This is a genomic window from Hymenobacter mellowenesis, from assembly GCF_030581005.1.
GTDB classification, from domain to species: domain Bacteria; phylum Bacteroidota; class Bacteroidia; order Cytophagales; family Hymenobacteraceae; genus Hymenobacter; species Hymenobacter mellowenesis.
In genome coordinates this window covers 73,428-93,347 of sequence record NZ_JAUQSX010000016.1, presented here as the reverse complement: position 1 = coordinate 93,347, position 19,920 = coordinate 73,428, and the positions used below count along the sequence as shown (strand labels likewise).

Here is a 19,920-nt window from a genome sequence, read left to right as displayed (position 1 = left end):
CCAGCACTTAATTTTCATGAAAACCACTTCCACCTTTGCCCTGCTCGCTCTCGCCATTGGTTTCAGCTCCTGTTCTGATGACAAGGACGAAACTGCGGTGGCACCCGCGCTGCAAGCCACCACGGTGAACAACCTCGCCGCCGGCGTGACCACCGCCAACGGCGGCGGCGGCCAGCCCACGTCGGCCACCAAATACACCTTTTTCAGCTTCGCCAACAACGCCCAGGTAGCCACGGCCGACTCCAACACCACCAAGTGGGACGTGGGCTTCCGGGGCACCACCATCATCATCAACGGCGGCAACAGCGGCCCCGGCCAAGGCGGCGCGCTGGTGCAGTCGGGCCTGTTTGCCGACATTGCCACGGCCCCCGAAACGGGCTTTAAGGTGGATGCCGCCAGCGGCAAAGCCATTACCACGGGCTCGGGCATGGGCTGGTACAACTACGACGGGGCCACCAACATCGTGACGCCCATTGCGGGCAAGGTCATTCTGGTGCGTACGGCCACGGGCAAGTACGCCAAGGTGGAAATCGTGAGCTACTACCAGAACGCCCCTGCCACGCCCACGGCCACCAGCGTGAGCCGCTACTACAGCTTCCGCTACGTGTACCAGCCGGACGGCTCGCGCAATCTGAAGTAGGCCGGGGGTGAGGTTCCACCGTCCGCGCCATTCGCATTTACCCTTTTGTCTTTCTGAGCAATGAAAAATCCCCTGTTAAAATTCTGCCTGCTCCTGCTAGGCGCCCTGCTGAGCATGGGCCTGGCGCAAGCCGCGCCCGCGCCGCGCGTCGTGTCGTTGAGTGGGACGACCAGCGAAATCATCTGTGCGCTGGGGCGGCAGGGCCAGCTGGTAGGCGTGGACGTAACCAGCACATATCCCGCCGCGCTGGAAAAGCTGCCCAAGGTGGGCCATTCGCGCAACATCTCGGCTGAAGGCGTGCTGGCCCTGACGCCTACGCTGGTTATCGGCACCACCGAGTCGCTGAAGCCTGAAGTCGCCGCGCAGCTGAAATCGGCCGGCGTGGCGGTGCAGCTCTTCAAGCAGGACTACTCCGTGGCCGGCACCAAGCAACTGGTGAAAGACGTGGCCGCCGCTTTTGGCGCCACGGCCCAGGTGCCCGCCGTGCTCCAGAAGCTTGATGCGGATTTGGCCCAGGCCCGGAAGCCCGCCAAAGCCCCAAAAGTCCTCTTTATCTACGCCCGGGGCACAGGCACGATGATGGTGGCCGGCACCGGCACCCAGGCCGCGAAGGTCATCCAGCTGGCCGGCGGCCAGAACGCCGTCACCGATTTCGCCGATTTCAAGCCCCTCACCGCCGAAGCCCTGGTGGCCGCCAACCCCGACGTGCTGCTGCTCTTCGACAGCGGCTTGGCCAGCCTGGGCGGCCCGGCCGGCCTCCAGAAAATCCCCGGCATCGCCCAAACCACCGCCGGCAAAACCGGCCGCGTGGTGGAAATGGACGGCCAGTTGCTCACCGGTTTCGGCCCGCGCCTGGGCCAGGCCGTGACGGAACTGGGCCAGAAGCTGAAGTAATAGAACGAGCTATAAGAACGTCATGCTGAGCGCAGCGAAGCATCTCGCGTGCCGCCACTACTCCTTTTTCAACGATTGAGTTACTGCCACACGCGAGATGCTTCGGCTGCGCTCAGCATGACGTTGAAATAAAAACCACATTCATCCCCCAAAATGCCCGCCACCGCCACCCAACCCGTTCTCACCCCGGTAGCGCCGCCGCTGCCCAAGCCCACGCGCCGGCCGCGGCTGGTGCTGCTGGCGCTGGCCGTGTTGCTGGTGGCAGCGGTGCTGCTGGGGGTAGGCATTGGGGCAGTGAGCATCCCGGCGCCGGCGGTGGTGGGCATCTTGCTGGGCAAAATCGGCATCACCGGCTGGGCCTTCGAGCCGCAGCAGGAGGGCGTGCTGATGGCCATTCGGCTGCCGCGGGTAGTGCTGGGGCTGCTGGTGGGCGCGGCGCTGGGCTTGTCGGGCGCGGCCATGCAAGGGCTGTTTCGCAACCCGCTGGCCGACCCTTCGCTGCTGGGCATTTCCTCGGGCGCGTCGTTGGCGGCGGTGGCTACCATTGTGATGGAAGTAAAAATCCTGGCCGCTTTTCCGGCGCTGGCCGGGGCGGCGGGCGCGCTGGGGCCGTACGTGCTGCCACTGGCGGCGTTTGTGGGCGCCAGCCTCATCACGCTTTTCGTGTACCGGGTCTCGCGGGTAGGAGGACGGGTGGCGGTGAGCACCATGCTGTTGGTCGGAGTGGCCACCAATGGCTTGTCGGGCGCGTTCACCGGCCTGTTCACCTACGCCGCTACCGATGAGCAGCTGCGCAACATCACCTTCTGGGGGCTGGGCAGCCTGGGCGGGGCCTCGTGGGCCACGGTGGGCACGCTGCTGCCGTTGCTGGCCGTGCCGCTGCTGTGGCTGCCGCGCCTGGGCAAGCCGCTCAACCTGCTGGCCCTGGGCGAAGACCAGGCCGCTCACCTCGGCCTGCCCGTGGCCCGGCTGAAGTGGCAGCTCGTGACGCTGGCCACGCTGGCCGTGGGCGCCTCGGTGGCGCTGGTGGGCACCATTGGCTTCCTGGGCTTTCTGGTGCCGCACCTGCTGCGGTCCATCGTCGGGCCCGACCACCGATTCGTGCTGCCGGCCTCGGCCTTGGGTGGCGCGCTGGTGCTGGTGCTGGCCGATACGCTTTCGCGCACCGTGGTGGCCCCGGCCGAGCTGCCCATTGGCATCCTCACCGCGCTGCTGGGCGCCCCGGTTTTCCTCTGGATGGTGCTGCGCGAACAACGTAATCTGAGCCGCTGATTAATTGTTTGTAAAGTGATTTTGTGAAAATGTCTCCCGCTGTTATCACCGCCATTGTTCCGCAGCTGCCCAGCACTTGCCTGGAGAGCACCAGCCGGTTTTACCGGCAAAAGCTCGGCTTTCGGGAAGTGGGCCGGTACCCCGATTTGCTTATTCTGAAGTGGGAAGAACAGGAGCTGCAATTCTGGCTGGCCACCGATGCCTCACTGGCCGAAACCAGCTCCTGCTACGTGCGGGTGCGGGGCATTGAAGCGCTCTACAAAGCCTACGCGGCCATCCCCGATTTGCTCCGCGCCGAGCACGCCTTGGCGGTACGGGCCTGGGGCATGAACGAGTTCTACGTCCTCGACCCCGACGGCAACCTGCTCAAGTTTGGCGAGGCGGTGCCGTGGGAGCCGGACGCGGGCAAGCTGCCGGAGATGCCTGGTTTTATATGAATGCTTGGTCGGTCATGCTGAGCGCAGTCGAAGCATCTCTACCGCTTCGTTGAGCCAATTGATTTACTACTGCGATAAAGATGCTTCGACTGCGCTCAGCATGACGTTCTTTTTGTTGAAAACTCCCTTCCCACCATGTTTGAATTCACCAACCTGACCTACAAAATCGGCTCGAAAACCCTGCTGCAACAGGTTTCGGGCTGCGCCCGTCCCGGCGAAATACTGGCCGTGGTGGGAGCCAACGGGGCGGGCAAATCGACGCTGCTGCGCCTGCTCAGCGGCGACCTGAAGCCCAGCGGCGGCGAACTGCTATTCGGCGGTGGGCCGCTGGCGAAGTGGCCGCTGGCCGGGCTGGCGCGGCGGCGGGCGGTGTTGGCGCAGCAGCACTCGCTGGCGCTGGCCTTTGAGGTGCGCGAGCTGGTGCTGCTGGGCCGCTACCCGCACTTCGGCGGCCAGCCCACTGCCCACGACCACGCCGTGGTGGCGGCAGCCCTGGCCGCCGTGGGCCTCGCGCACCTGGCCGAACGCAGCTACCCCACGCTCTCGGGCGGCGAGCAGCAGCGGGCGCAGCTGGCCCGTGTGCTGGCCCAGGTGTGGGAGGCCGAAGCCGGCTTCCTGCTGCTCGACGAGCCCCTCACCGGTCTCGACCTGCGGCACCAGCACCACACCCTAGAGGTGGCCCGCGACCTGGCCCGGCAGCGCGGCTTCGGCGTCATCGCCGTGCTCCACGACCTGAACCTGGCCGCCCAATACGCCGACCAGATTCTCATGCTGCGGCAGGGCCGGCCTGTGGCCTGTGGCCCTGCCAACGAGGTGCTGACCTGCGAAAACATCCACACCGGCTTCGGCCTCGAAGTCGAGCTGCTGGCCCATCCGCGGCTGGGCTGCCCGCTCATCGTGCCCTGCCCGCGCCAGTCCACAGTAGCGTGGACTCTGTGAGTCCGCGTCTCGTTGCCGCGCGGCGAAAGCGGATTCAAATGAATAGCCGCGCAAATAGACTGTAATTATTCGCCGCGCTGCGGCGAAACGCGGACTCACAGAGTCCACGCTACTTTTTCAACTTAACTACTTCTCGTTATGACTCCCGAAACCCTCGTTTCCGACCTCGCCGCCCGCTGGGCCGACTACAAAGAAGCCAACCCCAAAGGCCGCATCCGCGACGCGGCCAAGGCCCTGCAATCCAGCGAGGCCGAGCTGCTGGCCACCCAGGTCACCGGCGAAGCTGATTCCCCGGTGGTATTCCTCACCGGCGACTTCCGCGAGCTGCTGAAAGAGGTGCCCACGCTGGGCCACGTCATGGCCCTGACCCGCAACGACAGCGTGGTACACGAGCGCCAGGGCACCTACCACGACATTTCCTTCCAAGGCCCCATGGGCCTGGTGCTGGGCGAGGACATCGACCTGCGCCTGTTCATGATGCATTGGCAATTTGGCTTCGCCGTGAGCGAAAATGGCCGCCGCAGCCTCCAGTTTTTCGCCGCCGATGGTGAGGCGCTGCATAAAATATACCTCACCGAAACCAGCGACGCGGCGGCCTACGACGCCCTGGTGGCCCGCTACCGCTCGGCCGAGCAGCCCACCACCCTCGCCACCGTGCCCGCCCCGGCCGAAAAGGAGGAAGCCCCCGACGACACCATCGACGTGGCCGGCTTCCAGGCGGCCTGGCGCGGATTGCAGGATACGCACGCCTTCTTCGGCCTGTTGCGCGAGTTCGGCGTGAGCCGGACTCAAGCCCTGCGCCTCGGCCCGCCCGAGCTGCTGCGCAAAGTAGAAAACGATGCCATCGAACGGGCCCTGCGCGCCGCCTCGGCCCAGGAGCAAGCGGTGATGATTTTCGTGGCCAGCCGCGGCTGCATCCAGATTCATACCGGCCTCACGCAGCGCATCGTGCCCACCGGCCCCTGGCTGAACGTGCTCGACCCCGAATTCAACCTTCACTTAAAAGCCGGCGACGTGGCCGAAAGCTGGGTGGTTCAAAAGCCCACCGCCGACAGCGTGGTGACCTCCCTGGAGCTGTTCGACGCGCAGGGCCGCAACCTGCTGCTGCTGTTCGGCAAGCGCAAGCCCGGCATCCCCGAGCAGGAATCGTGGCGCGAACTGGTGGCGGCTTTGTAAGTGGTGAACTTGTGAGGTGTGAGGTGGTGAGTTTGATGTGCTACCTGCACCAGTCGAAATTCTGAACATCAAGCTCACCACCTCACCATTCACACCTCACCTAAATATGTGCCGCTACCTGCACCACAACGACCTGGGCTGCATCTCACGCTGCTCCACGGGCTGCTGCCTGCACCTGTATTTCGGCAACGTGGCCCTAAGCCTGAAACGGGCCGAACTGCCCGAGTGGCGCAGCACCGTGGCCATGCTCTACGAGCGGCACGCCCTTACGCTGCCCGACCCGCTGGCTCGCTGCATCACGCTGCCCGGGCCGGTCAGTTATCAGGCGTTCGTCTTCAACCTCGAAGAGGTTTTTCACCTGCACGACCTGCTGATGAGCGCCAGTCTGTTGCTGGAAGCCGAGGCTTTGCTCGCGCCGGCTGCCTAGCAGAGACTAAGCGGACGGCTTTGATTCGTAGATGGTCGCTCCGCTGGCGGGGCGACCATTTTTTGTGCTGCTTTCTTTCTTTTCGGATTGGTCGGAGGGTTTGGTGGTGGCGATGAGGATGGCGCCGGCCACCATCAGGCCCGCGCCCAGCAGCACCTGCCACGTCAGCTTTTCTTTGAGAAAAAGCGCCGCCAGGAATACCGAAAAGATGAGCGCCGTATTCGTGAGTGGCGACACGCGCGAAGCATCGCCCAACGACAGCGCCCGGAACGTGAGCAGCGACGAACCCGCCGTGAGTACGCCCGCTGCTACCAGGAAAATCCAGCTCCGGCGGTCAATTTTCGTAATTTCGGGCAACAGCCCTTCCCACAGCACCGCTCCCCACGACACCAGAATGATGAGCACGGCCTGAATGGCAAACGCCAGACTGGGCGGCACATTTTTCACCCCTGCTTTCGACAGCGTAACGACGGTAGCCGACACCATCGCCGCTAGCAAAGCAAAAACTATCCACATATATCAACCCTGAAATACCTGCAAAACAGCAGAATAGCTGCACCTGTTAATACCCCATCGGAGGATTATTGTTCAAAGTGCCGGCCATTGCAAAAAAAAGCCGCTTCCTGAGAAGCGGCTTTTCACAATTGTGGGGTGGCAATGGCACCCCGAATCAGGAGCCGCTAGTTGGCTACTTCGCTCAGAAATTTCACGCGCACCAGCCGCAGCTCCTCCTCGGTGAAGTCGTCGCCCAGCTCCTTCATGGCCACGGCAATGTTGTCGGTGCTGGCCGACATGAAGTAGTTGTAAATCTCGTCGCGCACTTCCTCCTCCACCATGTCTTCGAGGTAGTAGTCGATGTTGAGGCGGGTGCCGGAGTAGCAGATGTGCTCGATTTCCTCCATCAGCTCGGCCATCGTGATGCCTTTGGAGGAGGCAATGTCCTCCAGCATCATCTTCTTGTCAATCTGCTGAATGACGTAGATTTTGATTTTCGAGCGGTTCACGGCCGACTTCACCACCACGTCCTCGGCGGTTTCAATGTCGTTGTCTTCCACGTACTTCTTGATGGCGGCTACGAACGGCGCGCCAAACTTCTGGGCCTTGCCCTGGCCCACGCCCGACACGTGCGTGAGGTCGTGCAGCGAAGTGGGGTAGGTGGTGGCCATTTCCTTCAGGCTCGGGTCCTGGAAAAGGACGTAGGGCGGCAGGTTTTTCTGCTTGGCCACCTGCTTGCGCAGCTCCTTGAGCTGCGTGAACAGGGCTTCGTCGTGGCCAGCGGCGTGCTGCACTTCCTCCTTTTCCTCGTCGGCCTTCTGCTCCTCGTCGAAGTTGTGGTCGCGGGTGAGGGTGATGGACGTCGGATTTTCAATGAAATCCATGCCTTTGTCGGTGATGCGGACCAGGCCCAGGCTGTCGATGTCCTTTTCCAGAAAGCCGTTCAGCAGGCACTGGCGCAGCACCGAGTGCCAGAACTGCGCGTCGCCCAGCTCCTTGCCCTGCCCATAAATCGGCAGCGCATTATGCGCATAACTCTCAATGTGCGGGTTCATCAGCCCCAGCAGCACCTGGCCGATGTGGTTGAGATTAAACCGCGCCTCCGTCTGTACCACGGCGCGCAGGGCTAGGCCCACGGCCGCCTCGCCCTCAAACCGCTCCTTGGGGTGCTTGCAGTTGTCGCAGAAGCCGCAGTCTTTCTCCAGTACCTCGCCGAAGTAGTGCAGCAGCTGCCGCCGCCGGCATACCGAGCTTTCGGCGTAGTTTGTCATTTCGGCCAGCAGCTGGTGGGCGTTGTCGCGCTCGGTCACCGGCTTGTCTTTGCTGAATTTTTCCAGCTTCAGAATATCATCGTAGCTGTAGAACATCAGGCAGTTGCCTTCCAGGCCGTCGCGGCCGCCGCGGCCGGTTTCCTGGTAGTAGCCCTCAATGGATTTAGGCGCGTCGTAGTGTACTACGAAGCGCACGTCGGGCTTGTCGATGCCCATGCCAAAGGCGATGGTGGCCACAATCACGTCGCACTCCTCGTTGAGGAAAGCGTCCTGGTTATCAATACGGGTATGCTGGTCGAGGCCGGCGTGGTAGGGGCGGGCGCGCACATCGTTCACGCGCAGCAACTCCGCTATTTCCTCCACCTTCTTGCGGCTCAGGCAGTAAATGATGCCAGCCTTGCCCTTGTGCTGCTTCACGTATTGAATCAGCTGCTTTTTGGTGTTGTGCTTGGCGCGCACCTCGTAGTAGAGGTTGGTGCGGTTGAAGCTGGTTTTGAAGACGCTGGCGTCGTCCATCTGCAGGTTTTTCTGGATGTCCAGCTGCACTTTGGGCGTGGCCGTGGCCGTGAGGGCGATAATCGGCACGTTGCCGCCCAGGTTGTCGATAATTCCCCGAATCTTGCGGTACTCAGGCCGGAAATCGTGGCCCCACTCCGAAATACAGTGGGCCTCGTCGATGGCCACGAAGCTGATGGTCGATTTCAGCAGAAATTCAATGGTGTCGTCCTTGGTAAGGCTTTCTGGGGCCACGTAGAGCAGGCGCACCTCGCCGCTCATCACGTCTTTCTGCACCCGCTTCATCTCGGTTTTGGTCAGGGTCGAATTGTACACCTGGGCATTCACGCCGAAGGCGCCAAGCTGGTCGACCTGGTTCTTCATCAGGGCGATGAGGGGCGAAATAACGATGGCTGTGCCCGGCAGCACCAGCGCCGGCAGCTGGTAGCAGAGGCTCTTGCCCGCCCCCGTGGGCATGATAACGAAGGTGTTGCGCCCCGCCAGAATATTTTGAATAACAGCTTCCTGGGTTCCCCGAAACTGGCCGTAGCCGAATACTTCCTTAAGTGTATGTTTCAAATCGGCCGTCAGGACCGGGGATTCTTGGAGGGCAACTGTTGACATAGTTCGAGAGCTCAAATGAGAGGCGTATGGAAGCGCGGTTCTTAACGAAGATAAGCACGCGTATTGGTTTTTATCGTGAAAAATGGTGTTTTTCTTGAATTGTGGAAAACAATTTTATCACGCCGAATACGCAATAGTTCGCTCAGTAAAAAGCAAATGGCAGACGGACAGCCGTTTTTAAACCAGCTGTGGAATATCAAGCATTTGTTGCTTGAAAAACGATTGTTCAGCCAACGGAATTACCTGTCTGAAGCTTTGGCTTGGCATCCTCGCTCGTGGCTAAGTTTCTATCCCCGAATTTTGCCGGGTCATTTCCCGCTCCGCTTATGTCTGTGCCTTCCGAATCCGCCCATTCTGTTACTGCCGCCACTTCTGCTTCGGTTGATGTGCTGCGAATTGCGCGCCACGTGCTGCACGAGGAAGCCGCTGCATTGCACGACGTGGCCGATGCCATTGCCGCCACGCCCGATTTCGAGCGCTGCGTGCAGGCCATTCTGCAATTGAAGGGCCGCGTGGTGGTCACGGGCATTGGCAAAAGCGCCCACGTAGCGGGCAAGATGGTGGCCACGCTCAATAGCACCGGCACGCCGGCCCTGTTCATGCACGCCGCCGATGCCATTCACGGCGACCTGGGCATGATTCAGCCCGAAGACTTCGTCATCGCCATCAGCAAGAGCGGCGACACGCCCGAAATCAAGGTGCTGGTGCCGCTGCTGCGCCGAAAAGGCGTGCCCCTGGCCGCGTTGGTGAGCCGCGCTGACTCCTACCTGGGCCAGCAGGCCACCTTCATTCTGCACGCCCCCGTGGCCAAGGAGGCCTGCCCCAACAACCTGGCGCCTACCACCAGCACCACCGCCGCTCTGGCCCTGGGCGATGCCCTGGCCGTGTGCCTGCTCGAAAGCCGGCAGTTCACCGCCGCCGACTTTGCCCGCCTGCACCCCGGCGGCACCCTCGGCAAGCGCCTCTACCTGAAAGTGGGCGACCTCAGCCGCCAGAACCAGCGCCCGCAAGTGCTGGAAGATGCGCCGCTAAAGGAGGTATTGCTCGAAATATCGGGCAAACGCCTGGGCGCCACCGCCGTGCTGGCGGCCGATGGCGCGCTGGCCGGCATCATCACTGACGGCGACCTGCGCCGCATGCTGGGCAGCTTTTCGGACCTAGAAAAGCTGCGCGCCCGCGACATTCTCACGCCCCGCCCCGCCACGATTGATATCGAAGATTTTGCTGCCGAAGCCCTGGCCCGCATGCAACAGCGCAACATCACCCAACTGGTGGTGACGGAAGACGGGGCGTTTGCCGGCTTCATTCACCTGCACGATTTGCTGCGCGAGGGGCTGGTGTAGCTGGTGCCTACCGGCTAACAGCCCTTTATGCAGAGCGCAGCGAAGCAGCTCGCGTGCCACCACCGACTTCATTCGATAGAATTAGTGGTGGCACGCGAGCTGCTTCGCTGCGCTCTGCATGAGGTTCCTTTCGCTCACTGCTTGTCCAAATAACTCTGTCGTCGCACGTCCGGCTTCGGCCTTACCTTTGCGGCAATGAATTCCACCTATCTCGTCGTAATGGCTGGCGGCATCGGCAGCCGCTTCTGGCCTTTCAGCCGCACCCACCACCCCAAGCAGTTTCATGACGTTCTGGGCGTTGGGCGCTCCATGCTTCAGCTTACCGTCGACCGGTTTGCCGGCGTGTGCCCCCGCGAAAACGTCTTCGTCGTGACCAACCGCGACTACACCCAACTTGTGCAGGAGCACCTGCCCGACCTGCCCGCCGACCAGATTTTGGGCGAACCCATTGGCCGCAACACGGCCCCCTGCATCGCCTACGCCAGCTACCGCATCACGCAGCGTGACCCGCAGGCTACCATCATCGTGACGCCGGCCGACCACGCCGTGCTGCGTGAGGACGAGTTCCGTCGCCTCATCAGCAAGGCCATCGCCGCGGCCCGGGCCAGCGACGTGCTCATCACGCTCGGCATTCAGCCTTCACGGCCCGATACCGGCTACGGCTACATCCAGTACATGGACGAGCAGAGCCTGCCCGGCGGCGAGCTGCACAAGGTGAAGACCTTCACCGAAAAGCCTAATCTGGAGATTGCGAAGATGTTTGTGGACAGCGGCGACTTCCTCTGGAATTCGGGCCTGTTCGTATGGCGGGCCGATGTCATCATCAACGCTTTCCACCAATACCTGAGCGACATCGCCGAGGTATTTGATGAAGGCGCAGCGGTGTTAGGCACCCCGGCCGAAGAAGATTTCATCGGCGAGGCCTACTCGCGCTGCCGCAACATCAGCATCGACTACGGGGTGATGGAAAAGGCCGATAACGTGTACGTGCTGCCCGCCGATTTCGGCTGGAGCGACGTGGGCACCTGGGATTCGCTGCACCGCATCGGCGAGCACGATGCCCACGGCAACATGGTGAGCGGCGACGTGCTGCTTTACGACACCACCGGCTGCGTCATTAAAACGCCCTCGGAGCGCCTAGTGGTGGTGCAGGGCTTGGAAGACTACATTGTGGCCGAGTACGACAACGTGCTGCTCATCTGCAAGCGCAGCGAGGAACAGCGCGTGAAGGAGTTTGTGGCCGACGTGAAAGCCAAGAAGGGCAGCGGCTACAACTAACCCGCTGCAAAGCCCACTGTAACGGTGAAACCCAGTTCCACCTTTTGCTTGCTCGGCAGCAGCTTGCTGCTAACTGCCAGCGCCCCGCCCAAACCAGCTAATCTGAGTTGGGCCGGGGAAACGGTTATTTTTTCCTTCGCAACCAAAACGGGCAAGACGGCTGCCCTCTGCCGGGGGCCTAAAGGCGCCTACTTGGTGTACCGTTTCGGCACGGCGGCCAACGTGGAGCTGCAATACCCCGCCAAGCTGGACGCCAGCAGCTGGCAGAAGTTCACGTACTGGTCTTACCAGCGGGGAAATCCTTACCTCGGAATCGCCGAGCTAAAATTTCAAAACCAAGGCGTACAATACACGATTTCCGACCATACCTCGGCCCAATACGACAAGCAACACGAGGAAATTTACCCCCGGGCAGTAAGCATCTGGGTGACCGTGAAAGGCAAAGAAGTTAGTGTCGTGGGCAATTCGGATACGGCGGTGGGCGAACTGGATGTTGTGCGTAACGACCACAAAGTGAAGCTAGAGAAGGGCATGGCGGAAGGCTCTGAATAAAGAAAAAGCCCCGGCACTGCGCAGTGCCAGGGCTTTCTAATAAAAGGGCGTTTGTGGTGTTGACAGGACGAATTGCTTCGTCGCCGCTTGATGCGCGGAATGCTCGCAATAACAGGCGGCCCCTTACGCCTGCGCCACCCGCTGCCGGGCCACCTCAAACAGCATGATGCCAGCTGCCACGCCCACGTTCAGGCTTTGAATCTGGCCGGTCATGGGCACTTTCAGCTTCACGTCGGCCAGATTCAGCAGGTCGGGCGAGATGCCGTCTTCTTCCGAGCCCATGAGCACGGCTACGGGACCGGTGAAATCAATTTCGGCGGAACCCACGGCGTCCTCGGCTTTCTCGGTACAGGCCACTACCGTGATGCCCGACTGCTGGAGGAAGCGGATGGTTTCGTGCAGGCTCACCTCGCGGCACACCGGCAGGATGTTGAGCGCGCCGGCCGACGTTTTGAGGGCGTCGCCGTTGATTTGGGCGGCGCCGCGGCTGGGCACCACGATGGCCTGCACGCCCAAACATTCGGCCGTGCGGGCAATGGCGCCGAAGTTGCGCACGTCGGTGATGCGGTCGAGCAGCAGCAGGAAGGGCACTTTGCCTTCCTCAAACAAGCCGGACACGATGTTGTCGAGCGGGGCGTAATCGATGGGCGACACAAAGGCCACGGCGCCCTGGTGGTTTTTGCGGGTCAGGTTGTCGAGCTTCTCCACGGGCACCAACTGTACCTGAATGCCGGCCTCACGAGCGGCGGTGGAGATGTCCGTGACGAGGCTGTTTTTGGTGCCGCGTAGCAGGAAAATCTTTTCCAGCGTGCGGCCCGCGCTCAGCGCTTCCAGAATGGGGCGCAGGCCAAACAGCATGTCGATGCTGGACGCCTGGGCCGGGCGGTTTTCGTAGCGCGGGCGGTCGGAGCCGCTACGCGGGCCGCCTTCGCCGCGCTCGCGGTAGGGGGGGCGGCTGTCGCCGCGCTCGGAGCGGTTTTCGGAGGCGTCGCCCTGGTTGTCGGAGCCGCCGCGGCCGCGGGGGCGGGCGGGGCGGTCGTCAAACTCGCTGCCGCCGCGGTCGGGGCGGAACTGCTTGGGGGTGACGGGCCGGTTGGCACCATCGTAGAAGCGGCGGCCGGCTACCGGGCGGGCAGGGCGTTGGGGGCGTTCGGGCCGGTCAGGGCGGTCGGTGGGGTTCTCCATTTTTCAACGGCGGCATACCAGGGCAGTTCGTACTCAGGTCGGCGCACCAATTCGTAGTAATCAGGGGCAAAGGTACTCGGCCGGGGCCGGAAGCTGTAGGTGACGGGTCCGCCGTCGAGGTTGCCGTCGGGATAATACCACCGCTCCTCGCCATCGAACAGGCGCCGGACGCTGGGCGGCGGCCCCAGCACCACGTAGAGCAGGCCCCTATCTGTAAGCCAGCCGGCCTTGTGGGCAGCAAAAAGCTCGTTGGCCGCTATCACGCGGCCATAGTAGCGCCGAATCAATTCCTTTGCCAGCTTCTGGTTGCCCTTGGCGATGTCGAGCCAGAATTTATCGACGGCGCGCTTGGGGTTGGGCGCGTCGGTGAGCTTCTGGCGCTCCTGGCTGGTGGTGAGGTAGCGCAGCGGCTCAATCAGCTCGGCCGCGGTGGTGAGGTCGGGGTACTGGTTGGCGGCCACCGTCACAGCCAGGGTGCGGGGCACCACGCCGCCGGCCCCGCCTACGCGCAGGGCATACAGGCCGGGCTCCTCAAAGCGCAGGGGCTGCCCGGGCCGGGTGCTGGCCGAGTCGAGCACGGCTAGGGTGCGCGGGCCGGCGGGCATGGCGGCCGGGTTGGTCATGGGGGGCAGGGCGGGGGCGGGGCTCACGGCGTAGCGCTTCCAGCGCACGGGCTGATAGAGGCCGAAGCAGTCGACGCCGAAGGGCTCGCCGGCCTGCACGTAGCGCCGCAGCAGGGGCTGGCCCACCGAATCCACGAGCACGAAGGGGCGGGCCAGCATGGCCTCCGTCAGGCGCAGCCAGGCCGTGGTGGTGGCTTCCTGGTAGTCTTCCTTGGCATCGGGCGGGGCGGTGCTGAGCTGCAGCACGGTGCCGGCTGGCAGCCGGCTCGCGGCTACGCAGAAGCTCAGGCGCACCCCGTCGGGGAAGGGGATGGGGCGCTGCTGGCGGCGGGGCACGCTGTCCTGCCACAGGGGCTGGCGGGCCTCGTAGCTGGGCCAGGCGGTGAGGCGCAGCGGGTGGCCGGGGCCCAGGCGGGCGGGGGCGGGCAGGCGCAGGTAGAAGCGCAGGCTGTCGCCCTCGCGGCGGGTGTCCACGTCGAGGTGCTGCACGTCGCGGTAGAGGCCGGCGTAGTCGGGGCGCGGGGCCAGGGGATGATGGGCCACCCCGGCCGCCAGCGTGGCCCAGAGCCCGAGGCCGATGGCACCTAGGCCGGAAATGCGTTTTAAAGCCATGATGATGCGGGGCGCGGGTAACGGAAGTACCTCAAAGTAGCGGTTTTTCCTGGCAAACGCCCGGAAGTGGCCATTGTTTCAGTTGAACCAGAAAAACGATATTCAATGAAAAGGCCGGCCCGCACTGCGCGGACCGGCCTTTACTCATTTACTCAGTTGCCAACTTACCGCTACCGCGGGTAGTACTGGCTCATCAGCCCATAAGCCTTCTGGCCGCGGGCGCTGTCGCCGCTCATTTCGGCGGCGCGGTACACGCTTTGCAGGCCCAGCAGGTAGCCGCGCATGTCGTCTTCAAACAGGCTGGCGTCGGGCTTGCTGGTGTAGTAGGCCAGCATCTGCGTCGAGCGGGCTGTCATAGTGTCCAAAATCTGGTTGGCTTTGGCTTTCTCGCCGCCGGCCACCAGGGCGGGCACCAGCTGCGGCGAGTAGTAGTCGTAGGGAATGGCCGCATCGGGCATCAGCGCCAGGCACTTGTCGGCCACCTCCTTGGCTTTGGCGGTGTTGCCGGCGGCCAGGTAGGCGTTGGCCAGGCGGGCGAATTTGTCGCGGTAGTTGGCCGGGAAGCGCAGGTTGTTTTCGTCGTAGAAAATGCTGGCGTCGGTCAGGCCGCGGTAGCTGAAGTCCTTCAGCAGACGCTGGTAAGTGAGGTCTTTCTCCACGTAGCCCTCCTCGCCGGAGCGGGGGTCGTAGTTCGGGTCTTTGAGGGGCAGCAGGCGGTAAGCCATGCCTTCGAGCTGGAAGTAAGGCTGCAGGTTCATGTAGTCCTGCGGGGCCACGGTGCTGCTGAAGTAGATGGGGCGCTGCCAGTTGTTGGTGGCAATCATGTCGAGAATCACCAGGTTTTTCTTCTCAATGGCGCGCTTGCCCATGCTCCATTCCATACGGCCCACCAGCTGGTTTTCGCGGTCTTTGGGGATGATACCGAGCTTTTTCACTGCCACCGTGTCAATGGGCAGGAAGAAGTTGGGCGTCGGGAAAGAGTTCATGCTCGGGCCGCCTTCCTGGTACTGCACTTGCAGCAGCGGGTTGTTGGAGTTGATGAGCTGCAGGAATTCCTTCAGGTTCACGCTGGGCACGGCGGGGTTGGCGGCGAAGGGCAGCATGTCGTTGGTGCCTTGGGCGTAGGCCTCGGGACCCATGCTGATGGGGAAGGGCTGCGACTTGTAGGCGCGGCGCTTCATCTGGGCAATGTACCAGTCGGTGTTCAGGTAGCTGAGCACGGCCACGCGCACGTCGGTACGTACGCCTTCCACCTCCTGGGCGTACCAGAGCGGGAAGGTGTCGTTGTCGCCGTTGGTGAACAGGATGGCGTTCGGGGCGCAGGAGTTGAGCAGGTTTTTGGCCGAATCCACCGAGTTGTAGCGGTCGGAGCGGTCGTGGTCGTCCCAACCCTGGGCCACCATAATGCCCGGGATGAGCAGGCCCACCACCAGGGCCAGGCCAGCGCGCAGCCCGTCGTTTTTCACCGCTTTGCCAAACAGCTCGGCCAGCCCCAGTACCCCCAAGCCTATCCAGATGGAGAAGGCAAACGTGGCGCCGGTGAAGGTGTAGTCGCGCTCACGTGGCTCGCGCGGCGGCTGGTTGAGGTAGAACACGATGGCCAGACCCGTCATGATAAAGAGCAGGCCCGTCACCCAGGCGTCTTTGCTGTCGCGGCGGCTCTGGAAAAACAGGCCGATAAGGCCCAGAATGAGCGGCAAAGCCAGGAAGTTGTTGTGCGCCGGGCTCTCGCCGATGCGGGCGGGCAGCCCCGCGCTGGAGCTAAAGGGCGTCACGACGCCGGCCTGCTGAATGTCGGATTCGCGGCCTACGAAGTTCCACATGAAGTAACGCCAGAACATGTGACCCATCTGGTAGCGGAACAAGAAACCCAGGTTCTGGCCCATGGTCGGCTTCACGCCATCCTGAATGTCCACCCACTTTTTGTAGTTGGCAATCTGGTCGGGTTCGTAGCTGTAGATGCGCGGGATGAGCATCTTGTCCTCGTCGGCGTAGGTGTAGTCGGGCTGCGGGGGCAGCTCCTTGTACTTGCCAGTCTTGACATCGCGGGCGTAGCGGGGCGCGCCGGGCTCCTGCCCGTTGGGCTGGGCGTTGAACTGCGGGCCGTAGAGCAGCGGCCGCGAGCCGTACTGCTCCCGCTTGAGGTAGCTCACGAAGCTCAGCACATCCTCGGGGTCGTTTTCGTTGATGGTGGGCTGAAACGAGCTGCGGATGGGCACAATCAGATACGACGAGTAGCCAATCAGAATGAACACGAAGCAGAGCATGGCCGTGTTCAGCAGCTGGCTGCGGCGCTGATAGGAGAGGCGGAAGCCAAACCAAATCAGCCCGATAAACACAATAAGGAAGATGAACAGGCCCGAGTTGAACGGCAGGCCGATGCTGTTCACGAAGAACACCTCGAAGCTGCCCGCCAGCGTGGGCAGGCCCGGAATGATGCCTACCAGAATAGACCCCACGATAATCATGCTCACCACCATCACCATAATGCCGCCCGTGAACGAGGGGTTGGCCGTGCGGCGGTAGTAGTAAATGAAGCCCAGCGCTGGCAGCGTCAGCAGGTTCAACAAGTGCACCCCGATGCTCAGGCCGATGACGTAAGCAATGAGCACAATCCACTTATCAGAATCGGGCTCGTCGGCGTGGCCCTCCCACTTCAGCATCAGCCACACCACGGCCGCCGTGCAAAGGGCCGACATAGCGTACACCTCGCCCTCCACGGCGTTGAACCAGAACGAGTCGGAGAAGGCAAAGGCCAGCGCGCCCACCACGCCCGCGCTCAGAATGAGGAAGGTTTGGCCCTGGCTGGGCTCAATACTTTCGGCCGCCAGGTTGCTGTTGCCCACGGCCTCGCGCAGCACCAGCTTGCGGGCCATGCGGGTGATAATCCAGAATAGAAACAGGACGGTAAAGGCGCTGCTTAGGCCCGACAGGGCGTTGATGAGCACAGCCACCTTCGTCACATCGCCAAACGAAAAGAGCGAGAACAAGCGCCCCAGCAGCAGGAAGGTGGGCGCCCCGGGCGGGTGCGGCACCAGCAGCTTGTAGGAGCAGGCAATGAACTCGCCGCAGTCCCAGAACGAGGCCGTGGGCTCCAGGGTGAGCAGGTAGGTGATGGCGGCAATGGCAAAAACCAGCCAGCCCACGAGGTTATTCAGGCTTTTAAAAGAACGCATACAATCGAATGAGGCACGCAACACCGGCCGCCGACAGGGGTGCGGGGCCGGAAAAAGAAGTTAGTATGGAGTAGCAAGTAGTGAGTAATGAGATAGGTATGCAGCAGGAAGCAAAGCAAGACGTTTGCTTTACTCATGACTCAATACTTATTTCTCACTACTCTCCTAAAGGGCAAAAGTAGGCAACGCAGGGTTGCACATTGCACGAACCCGGGAACCGATTCAGATCAGAAACACAAAAAGCAGCCATTGGCTGCTTTTTGATTCTTGATTCAGGCAAAGAAAGCTCAATTCTGCAAGACGAGTCGCTTCGTGCTCACCACCTTGCCATCAACCAGCAGGCTGTAGACGTACATGCCGGCGTGCAGGTCGCTCAGGTCGAGGGGCAAGCCGGCGGCGGTCAAATCAGGCTTGAGGGCTACGGTGCGGATTTCCTGGCCGATGATGTTGCTCAGGCGTAGCTTGTAGTCGGTACCGGGCTTCTGGTCGAGCTTCACCGTCACCTGGCCGCGGCTGGGGTTGGGGTACACGCTGAGCGTCACACCGGCCGCGACGGGGTCGAGGGTGGCGGTGGTGACGGCTCGCACCGTCAGCACGCCGTACTGGCCCGCGCCGGGGGCGCCATGGGCAGTGCAATGGTAAGGGTACACACCCACGGTGTTGAAGGCGGGCAGCGTAACCGAGCGGCTGCTGGCGTTCATCTGGAAGGTGGCCCAGGCCCCGTTGTCCGACATGGTGGGGTGGCTAGACTGGCCCGCGTAGGTGAACGTCACCACGTCGCCCACGTTGATGGTGCGAATGTCGGCGTCGTTCGAGGTGTTGCCGGGGCCGTGGTAAAAGTTGTCGCCCACCACAATGGTGATGTTAGCGGCCAGCACTGGCGCCAGAGGCATGGCCAGAATGGCGGCCACAGCTAAAATACGAGTAAAGAGTTTCATCAGAGAAAAGCAGAAAATGCGTAAGGTGACGGGGAAGTTACGGGTCTAAAACGGAAATACAAGCACCGTGCCGGGTTGAGTAACCAACGCCGGGCCAGCCGTTTCGGTTTGATGGACTGTCGAAATAGCCAAAAGTTGTTTGGCGTCGGAAACAACTCGGCAAAAAAGGCAGTCCGGTTGCCTCTACTCAAAATTATTTTATCAATAAATTTGAATATACCTGACAGATGTCAAAACGACCGGCAGGGTTGCTACACGTGCCGGATTTCTTGCAAACCGAACCGCCGCAGTTCGCTGCCAATGGCCACCGCCAGCCGGCCGTCTTCCTCCACGCCCACAATCTGGCCAAGCACGGTTTGCCCGTTCACTTCAAAAAAATGGGTTTCCTGGTAGCGGTAGAGCACCCGCAGATAATCCTGCCGCAACTGGTCGGTCTGCCCGGCTCGGAGTTGCAGATAGCGCCGCTCCAGGAATTCGAGCAGGCGGGCGGCCACGATGGCGCGGTTGTACACCCGCCCCGTGAGCTTAGCCAGCGACGTGGCCGTGCGCACAGCAAATTCCTGTTGATTGATATTCAGGCCAATACCAATGATGCTGTATTGAATCTTTGGGCCGCTCAGGGTGTTTTCAATCAGGATGCCACCCACTTTCTGGTCGCCGTAGTAGAGGTCGTTGGGCCATTTCAGGCGCAGCTTGGGGTCGGGTCCGAGCAACTTAGCGGCCCAGTCGTGCACGCCCAGGGCCACAGCCTGGCTGAGCCGAAACTGCTGGGCGGCGGCCAGAAAAGTGGGCTGCCACACCACCGAGAGCATGAGGTTTTCGGCGGGGGCGCCTTCCCACTGGTTGCCACGCTGGCCCCGGCCGGCCGACTGAAAGTCCGTAATGACGGTGCAGCCCTCACTGGCCCGGTTTTGGACAATCAACGCCTGCGCCTCCGAATTGGTGGAGGGGCAGGCCGGCAACCAGATAAGCTGCTGGCCCGTGAACAGGGTTTGAGGGGTGACAACCACGGCCTTCTTTCTCGTTTCGTTAACTTCGTAGACTTTCGGCTGTAAAGCTCACACCTAACACCACAATATGAAAAGCACGTTGGTCCGTCAGGATTCAGACACATTGGCAGATTTAGTCGTTCGCGGCATGCAGGACAAGAAGGCGTCCGACATCGTGGTGCTGAATCTGAAGGAATTAAAAAACGCCGTGGCAGATTATTTCATCATCTGCTCGGCCAACTCCGATACCCAACTCGAAGCCGTAGCCCGCTCGGTGGAAGAAGAAATTGAAAAAGTAACCGGCGAAAGCCCCTGGCAAACCGAAGGCCGCACCAACCGCGAGTGGGTACTGCTCGACTATGTGGACGTGGTGGTGCACGTGTTCCTGCGCGACCGCCGCCGTTTCTACGCGCTCGAAGAGCTGTGGGGCGACGCCGACATCAGCTACATCGAGTCGGAGCCGGCGTAATATAGGCTGGGTTGTCAAATAAAAAAGCACGTCATGCTGAGCGCAGCCGAAGCATCTCTACTGTGATGGTAAATAATTGCATTGC

18 protein-coding genes are annotated in these 19,920 nt (G+C 61.9%); 11 read left to right on the top strand and 7 right to left on the bottom strand.

What is annotated here, in order from left to right; translation table 11 throughout:
* The first annotated feature begins 16 nt into the window (after positions 1–16).
* From Q5H92_RS23610 to Q5H92_RS23580, 7 genes are all read left to right on the top strand, one after another.
* Positions 17–640, top strand: coding sequence for an HmuY family protein (locus Q5H92_RS23610; protein ID WP_305014038.1), 624 nt, complete (start codon positions 17–19; stop codon positions 638–640).
* Between the two features lie 60 nt (positions 641–700).
* Complete coding sequence (locus Q5H92_RS23605) at positions 701–1,534, top strand: heme/hemin ABC transporter substrate-binding protein (RefSeq protein ID WP_305014037.1); 834 nt, start codon at positions 701–703, stop codon at positions 1,532–1,534.
* Between the two features lie 153 nt (positions 1,535–1,687).
* Positions 1,688–2,806 carry a FecCD family ABC transporter permease gene (locus Q5H92_RS23600; RefSeq protein ID WP_305014036.1) on the top strand — a complete coding sequence of 373 codons (1,119 nt, stop codon included), beginning with the start codon at positions 1,688–1,690 and terminating at the stop codon, positions 2,804–2,806.
* Positions 2,807–2,835: 29 nt separating this feature from the next.
* Complete coding sequence (locus Q5H92_RS23595) at positions 2,836–3,243, top strand: DUF8817 family protein (RefSeq protein WP_305014035.1); 408 nt, start codon at positions 2,836–2,838, stop codon at positions 3,241–3,243.
* Positions 3,244–3,378: 135 nt separating this feature from the next.
* The gene (locus Q5H92_RS23590; protein WP_305014034.1) at positions 3,379–4,182 is read left to right on the top strand and encodes a heme ABC transporter ATP-binding protein; all 804 of its coding nucleotides are present in this window, start codon (positions 3,379–3,381) and stop codon (positions 4,180–4,182) included.
* A 138-nt stretch (positions 4,183–4,320) separates the two neighbouring features.
* Positions 4,321–5,358: a hemin-degrading factor gene (locus Q5H92_RS23585; RefSeq protein ID WP_305014033.1), complete on the top strand. Its 1,038-nt coding sequence runs from the start codon at positions 4,321–4,323 to the stop codon at positions 5,356–5,358.
* Positions 5,359–5,395: 37 nt separating this feature from the next.
* On the top strand, positions 5,396–5,785 hold the full coding sequence (locus Q5H92_RS23580; protein ID WP_305014032.1) for a DUF6686 family protein: 390 nt from the start codon (positions 5,396–5,398) through the stop codon (positions 5,783–5,785).
* 6 nt (positions 5,786–5,791) lie between these two features.
* On the opposite strand, the gene Q5H92_RS23575 is transcribed toward Q5H92_RS23580, so the two are convergent.
* Positions 5,792–6,301: an EamA family transporter gene (locus Q5H92_RS23575; protein WP_305014031.1), complete on the bottom strand. Its 510-nt coding sequence runs from the start codon at positions 6,299–6,301 to the stop codon at positions 5,792–5,794.
* Between the two features lie 164 nt (positions 6,302–6,465).
* Positions 6,466–8,670 (bottom strand): DNA helicase RecQ, encoded by a 2,205-nt coding sequence (gene recQ, locus Q5H92_RS23570; RefSeq protein ID WP_305014030.1) that lies wholly within the window; start codon positions 8,668–8,670, stop codon positions 6,466–6,468.
* A gap of 326 nt (positions 8,671–8,996) precedes the next feature.
* Here recQ and Q5H92_RS23565 point away from each other — a divergent pair, with 326 nt between their 5' ends.
* The 3 genes from Q5H92_RS23565 to Q5H92_RS23555 all read left to right on the top strand — a co-directional run bounded on the left by Q5H92_RS23565 (position 8,997) and on the right by Q5H92_RS23555 (position 11,843).
* Complete coding sequence (locus Q5H92_RS23565; RefSeq protein WP_305014029.1) at positions 8,997–10,013, top strand: KpsF/GutQ family sugar-phosphate isomerase; 1,017 nt, start codon at positions 8,997–8,999, stop codon at positions 10,011–10,013.
* A gap of 195 nt (positions 10,014–10,208) precedes the next feature.
* On the top strand, positions 10,209–11,291 hold the full coding sequence (locus Q5H92_RS23560) for a mannose-1-phosphate guanylyltransferase (RefSeq protein ID WP_305014028.1): 1,083 nt from the start codon (positions 10,209–10,211) through the stop codon (positions 11,289–11,291).
* A gap of 24 nt (positions 11,292–11,315) precedes the next feature.
* Positions 11,316–11,843 carry a hypothetical protein gene (locus tag Q5H92_RS23555; RefSeq protein ID WP_305014027.1) on the top strand — a complete coding sequence of 176 codons (528 nt, stop codon included), beginning with the start codon at positions 11,316–11,318 and terminating at the stop codon, positions 11,841–11,843.
* A gap of 123 nt (positions 11,844–11,966) precedes the next feature.
* On the opposite strand, the gene rlmB is transcribed toward Q5H92_RS23555, so the two are convergent.
* From rlmB to Q5H92_RS23530, 5 genes are all read right to left on the bottom strand, one after another.
* Positions 11,967–13,028 (bottom strand): 23S rRNA (guanosine(2251)-2'-O)-methyltransferase RlmB, encoded by a 1,062-nt coding sequence (gene rlmB / locus Q5H92_RS23550; protein ID WP_305014026.1) that lies wholly within the window; start codon positions 13,026–13,028, stop codon positions 11,967–11,969.
* The gene (locus tag Q5H92_RS23545) at positions 12,965–14,263 is read right to left on the bottom strand and encodes a GWxTD domain-containing protein (RefSeq protein ID WP_305014025.1); all 1,299 of its coding nucleotides are present in this window, start codon (positions 14,261–14,263) and stop codon (positions 12,965–12,967) included. The genes rlmB and Q5H92_RS23545 overlap by 64 nt, the downstream gene beginning before the upstream one ends.
* Positions 14,264–14,433: 170 nt before the next feature.
* Positions 14,434–17,439: a glycosyltransferase family 117 protein gene (locus tag Q5H92_RS23540; protein ID WP_305014024.1), complete on the bottom strand. Its 3,006-nt coding sequence runs from the start codon at positions 17,437–17,439 to the stop codon at positions 14,434–14,436.
* Positions 17,440–17,726: 287 nt separating this feature from the next.
* Positions 17,727–18,377 carry a T9SS type A sorting domain-containing protein gene (locus tag Q5H92_RS23535; RefSeq protein ID WP_305014023.1) on the bottom strand — a complete coding sequence of 217 codons (651 nt, stop codon included), beginning with the start codon at positions 18,375–18,377 and terminating at the stop codon, positions 17,727–17,729.
* Between the two features lie 251 nt (positions 18,378–18,628).
* On the bottom strand, positions 18,629–19,387 hold the full coding sequence (locus tag Q5H92_RS23530) for a biotin--[acetyl-CoA-carboxylase] ligase (protein WP_305014022.1): 759 nt from the start codon (positions 19,385–19,387) through the stop codon (positions 18,629–18,631).
* Positions 19,388–19,454: 67 nt separating this feature from the next.
* Between Q5H92_RS23530 and rsfS the strand changes: the two genes are divergently transcribed.
* A complete protein-coding gene (gene rsfS, locus Q5H92_RS23525; protein WP_305014021.1) occupies positions 19,455–19,835 on the top strand; it encodes a ribosome silencing factor in 381 nt (126 codons plus the stop codon).
* Positions 19,836–19,920: the final 85 nt, after the last annotated feature.

Bases quoted from the DNA above. Each gene is read 5' to 3' on its own strand.
- Q5H92_RS23610 (WP_305014038.1), top strand. From the start codon at position 17: ATGAAAACCACTTCCACCTTTGCCCTGCTCGCTCTCGCCATTGGTTTC.
- Q5H92_RS23605 (WP_305014037.1), top strand. From the start codon at position 701: ATGAAAAATCCCCTGTTAAAATTCTGCCTGCTCCTGCTAGGCGCCCTG.
- Q5H92_RS23600 (WP_305014036.1), top strand. From the start codon at position 1,688: ATGCCCGCCACCGCCACCCAACCCGTTCTCACCCCGGTAGCGCCGCCG.
- Q5H92_RS23595 (WP_305014035.1), top strand. From the start codon at position 2,836: ATGTCTCCCGCTGTTATCACCGCCATTGTTCCGCAGCTGCCCAGCACT.
- Q5H92_RS23590 (WP_305014034.1), top strand. From the start codon at position 3,379: ATGTTTGAATTCACCAACCTGACCTACAAAATCGGCTCGAAAACCCTG.
- Q5H92_RS23585 (WP_305014033.1), top strand. From the start codon at position 4,321: ATGACTCCCGAAACCCTCGTTTCCGACCTCGCCGCCCGCTGGGCCGAC.
- Q5H92_RS23575 (WP_305014031.1), bottom strand. From the start codon at position 6,301: ATGTGGATAGTTTTTGCTTTGCTAGCGGCGATGGTGTCGGCTACCGTC.
- recQ (WP_305014030.1), bottom strand. From the start codon at position 8,670: ATGTCAACAGTTGCCCTCCAAGAATCCCCGGTCCTGACGGCCGATTTG.
- Q5H92_RS23565 (WP_305014029.1), top strand. From the start codon at position 8,997: ATGTCTGTGCCTTCCGAATCCGCCCATTCTGTTACTGCCGCCACTTCT.
- Q5H92_RS23560 (WP_305014028.1), top strand. From the start codon at position 10,209: ATGAATTCCACCTATCTCGTCGTAATGGCTGGCGGCATCGGCAGCCGC.
- rlmB (WP_305014026.1), bottom strand. From the start codon at position 13,028: ATGGAGAACCCCACCGACCGCCCTGACCGGCCCGAACGCCCCCAACGC.
- Q5H92_RS23545 (WP_305014025.1), bottom strand. From the start codon at position 14,263: ATGGCTTTAAAACGCATTTCCGGCCTAGGTGCCATCGGCCTCGGGCTC.
- Q5H92_RS23540 (WP_305014024.1), bottom strand. From the start codon at position 17,439: ATGCGTTCTTTTAAAAGCCTGAATAACCTCGTGGGCTGGCTGGTTTTT.
- Q5H92_RS23535 (WP_305014023.1), bottom strand. From the start codon at position 18,377: ATGAAACTCTTTACTCGTATTTTAGCTGTGGCCGCCATTCTGGCCATG.
- rsfS (WP_305014021.1), top strand. From the start codon at position 19,455: ATGAAAAGCACGTTGGTCCGTCAGGATTCAGACACATTGGCAGATTTA.